The sequence below is a fragment of the Planctomycetia bacterium genome, assembly GCA_034440135.1.
Taxonomy (GTDB): Bacteria; Planctomycetota; Planctomycetia; order Pirellulales; family JALHLM01; genus JALHLM01.
Genome location: JAWXBP010000312.1, coordinates 1 through 3,858, shown reverse-complemented (window position 1 = coordinate 3,858; position 3,858 = coordinate 1). Strand labels below are relative to the sequence as shown.

Sequence of the window (3,858 nt, the reverse complement as noted above, 5' to 3'; positions counted from 1 at the left end):
GTAGACGGGCAGGGCGAGCAACCGATTGACGATCGTGGCGGCGTCGCGCAGCGGCGCCAGCGACTCGAACAGCGGCACGATGTTCAGCCGGCTCGTTCCCTCCTGCGGCTGAAACAACCGCGCCTCGCGCGCCAGCAGCAGCACCTCCAGCAGATGCGCCGGCTCGGTCGCGCCGCTGATAATGTAGGTCTCCACGGCCTCGGGACATTGCCGTTCGAGAACGGCGGCGACGGTGCGAAACGTCTCGACGACTTCGTTGGTCTCCGGCGAGAACGGCAGCCGCGCCGGCAGCAGCGGCCGCGATTTCTCCAACTCTTGCACCAGGCAATCGAACCGTTGGTTGGCCGTCAGCTTGGTGTAGCCCGAGCAGACTCCGGCCCAGGCCAGGATTTCTTCGAGCGCCCGCGCGTGGACGTCGGCGTGTTGGCGGATATCCAGCGACAGCATGTGGACGCCAAAGACTTGCGCCAGCCGGATCAAGTCGTGGACGGCGCCCAGCGAGGCGGCCTCGGCCCCCACGGCGCGGAGGTCGGCGGCGATCGATTCCAAGTCGTCCAGCAATTCTTGCCGCCGCGTGTAGACGCCGGCCGGAGGACGCTTGGCCTCCAGTCCCCAATGCGGCCGGCTGGAACGCACGTAGACAAGCGTGCGGCGAAGCTTCAGCGCGATCGAGCCGCACTTGGCGCGGTACGGCTCGTCGGCCAAGGAATCGAACCCAGCGCCAAGCCGCTCCGCATCGCGGGCCAGCGAAGCCGTGAATTCCTCGGCGGGCGCGACGAACTGCCGCGAATGGCTGAGTTGCTGCCCCAACTTGCGGACCAGCTTGCGGTAGTGCCGCAGGATCGTCTCTTGCTGCAGGCGGATGGCCGCGGCGGTTACGTCGTGCGTCACGTCGGGATGCCCGTCGCGATCGCCGCCGATCCAAGAGCCGAATCGCAATAGCGGAGGTACGGTGCCCACGGGCGGTTGGGCCAGTTCCTCCGCCCGCTGCGTCGTCAGCTCGGGAAAGACCCGCGGCAGGGCGGTTTCCAACTCGCGGTACACCCGCGGCACGACTTCCAGCAAACTGTTCTCGACGAGTTCCAGGCCCTGCCGGACTTCATCCAACACCGCCGGCCGCTTTCCGCGGACGGTGCTGGTCAGCCACAGCGATTCGAGTTCCTCGGCAATGGCCGCCACGGCCACCTCTTCCTCGCGCGGCAACAGCCGGGTCCGCTCGCGGCGATCGAGCCGCCGGGCGACCGCCGCCAGTTTCTCCAACACGGTGCGACGGCGGGCCTCGCTGGGGTGCGCCGTGAAGACGCAGCCGATGAGCCCCCGCTCCAACAGCCCGCGGACGCGCTCCGCTGAAATGCCTTGCGCGCGCAATTCGAGCAATGCGGCCTCCGGACTTTCCTCCAGCGGCAACGGCGCCCGGTGCAAGGCGCGGAGCCGATTAGAGCGGACGCGGGCTTGCTGCTCGGCCAGATTCACCAGGTCGAAGTACAGGCTGAATGCCCGAATCAGCGTCCGCAGCTCGGGCAAGTTGAGGCCGTCGAGTCGGTCGCGCAGCTTGCGGGCCTCGTCCACCGAGGGCGCGGCGCGAAGCGCCTTCGCGGCCGCCCGAACGTCTTCCTCCAAGGCGAAGGCCGCGTCTCCGGCCAACCGGCGGATAATGGCCCCCAGCAGATCGCCCAACAGATGAATGTCCGCGCTCAGCGCGGCTTGCACCTGCGCATGAAGATCGGTCGTGCCGGCCGCGTTGCTTGTTTCCGCCATGTTGGACTTCGATCCGTGGGGTGCGCCTCACCATTCGAGCATCTGCGCGATCATGTTCCGGCAGGAGAGGGCGTTTGTCGAGGACCACGTTGACCGAATGCAAGGGCTGAGTCAAATCGCCGCCGGTGGCAGCATGCGCGCAAGTCAACCTAAGGGCCGAGCGACAGCACTTGCCGTGCCGCAGGTCCTCGGACGTTAGTCTCGCGACCAATAGCATTGAGCGAGATCCCGTCAACGCTAACGGCTCAGTCGGGGTAAGTCGGTCGCCATCGCTGATTGTCTAGCTTTACTACCGCTTTTTTTTCACCCGTTTTTAGGCGTGCTGACCGCTCCTACCGCCGGGTTCTTCGGCCAGCGCTGCCTAACAACGTGGCACACGCCGCGGAATCGGATTGAACGCTGCAAGATTGACAACGCGATCCCCGGTTGCAATACTGCTAATGTTCTACTGGACTTCGCCGTCAAATCTTTCGGGGAAAGATCGACATGCGACCACGTACGCTCAAGTCAGCAGCCGAAGCCGGTGACCTTGCTGCCGTCCAATATCACCTCGAACGTGGTGCGGATATCAATGCGACCACAGCTGCGGGCCATTTTCCCCTTGGCGGAGCGATCATCAACGGCCACGCCGAAGTCGTTCAGTACCTGATCGCGCACGGTGCCGATATTGACCAATCGAGCGAGTTCGGCTGGACGCCACTTTACTTGGCCGCGTGGACGGGTAACAAGGAGATTGCTGCGGTCTTGCTGTCAGCAGGTGCGCGGAGGAATACGAAGACGCTGGCAGGCATGCACAGTCCAGACCGGTACACGCCATTGCACATTGCTGCCGAGAGAGGTTTTTTGGATGTGGTCAAACTACTGGTTGGCGCAGGTGCTCGATTGAACGCGAGAAATGGGTCGTCCGAAACCGCACTTGACCTTGCCATTGAAAACCGCCGAAACTCTACGGCTAAATTCCTAGCGGGCTTGATACCATCGTCCTCGAAGCGCATAAAGGCTCCTTAACCGTCTCTGACAATTGCGCAATTCGGATTGGTTACTCCCGACGAATGCGTGATGCAATCACCCGGAGTTCATTCATGGCCCACGAAGTTACCTTCGACCTTCCGACGCGCGACCTGGGAAAAGCCGACATTCACTTTACGGTGAAAATCGATGGTTCAATCTTCGGTAAGCTGGAGGTTTCAAAGGGAGCGCTGGTGTGGTATCCCAATACCACTTACGGTCATAAGATGACTTGGACCCAACTACACCAAGCGATGCAGAATTATCCCAAGTCCGAGAAACGAAAGAGGACTAAGAAGTAGCTGCGCGACGGCGATTCATCGCAACCAACGACAACCGCGGGAGGGTTTTGGTGAAAATCCACGACGACCATCTTTATCATGGTTCAGCGCTAATTCAGATCGCGGAACATCGGCAATTTACGTCGATAAACTCGTTCACGATCAAAGGTGCCGTCCTTCACAATGTTTTCCGAATCAACGAATCGATTGGCGTCTACCTCAAGTATTCATCCAAGCCGAAAGGCAAATACAAAGAGTATCAATTCACCTTTACGGCAGAACATTTAGACATTCTCCAAACGGTCAGCGGCGTTGCGTCGAAACTGGTGGTTGCGATGGTATGCGTTGCGGATCGGGAGATATGCGCGCTAGGCTACCCCGCCCTCGCGCAGCTTATCGCTCACCGCAAGCTGGAGGCTGGATCCGATGAGGACCAGTACGGCGTATTGCTGACGCTTCCGAAGGACAGTGCATTTCGAGCCTATGTCAATCCTCCGGGTACAAAGGGGAAAATGCTCGGGGGAATCAAGATCGCACGGAATCGTTTTCCCAGCAGCTTGTTCAACTGAATCGCCCAGCCAGCCGCTCAATCCGCACAAGCGAATAGGTATTTGTCGACGCGGGTTGGGAAATAGCGTTCGACGGCTGTGGCAATTGTATCAGGTGCCGTCCCCCCCGCCGCAGCGGAGCAGCCGTGCCGCCGGGCAATCGTACGGCGGCCTACTCCAGGAAGCAGATTCGCTTGTTCACGTCCACGTTGACCGAATGGAAGGGCTGAGTCAAATTGCCGGCGCTGAACAAGGTGCGATGC

4 protein-coding genes are annotated in these 3,858 nt (G+C 61.0%); 3 read left to right on the top strand and 1 reads right to left on the bottom strand.

All coding sequences use genetic code 11. The features are described 5' to 3' along the window. A partial coding sequence (locus tag SGJ19_18755; GenBank protein ID MDZ4782291.1) for a phosphoenolpyruvate carboxylase occupies positions 1–1,758 on the bottom strand: 1,758 nt, incomplete at its 3' end. 486 nt (positions 1,759–2,244) lie between these two features. Between SGJ19_18755 and SGJ19_18750 the strand changes: the two genes are divergently transcribed. From SGJ19_18750 to SGJ19_18740, 3 genes are all read left to right on the top strand, one after another. Beyond that, positions 2,245–2,766 (top strand): ankyrin repeat domain-containing protein, encoded by a 522-nt coding sequence (locus tag SGJ19_18750; protein MDZ4782290.1) that lies wholly within the window; start codon positions 2,245–2,247, stop codon positions 2,764–2,766. A gap of 74 nt (positions 2,767–2,840) precedes the next feature. Continuing rightward, positions 2,841–3,068 carry a hypothetical protein gene (locus SGJ19_18745; protein ID MDZ4782289.1) on the top strand — a complete coding sequence of 76 codons (228 nt, stop codon included), beginning with the start codon at positions 2,841–2,843 and terminating at the stop codon, positions 3,066–3,068. A 50-nt stretch (positions 3,069–3,118) separates the two neighbouring features. Continuing rightward, positions 3,119–3,616, top strand: coding sequence for a hypothetical protein (locus SGJ19_18740; GenBank protein ID MDZ4782288.1), 498 nt, complete (start codon positions 3,119–3,121; stop codon positions 3,614–3,616). Positions 3,617–3,858: the final 242 nt, after the last annotated feature.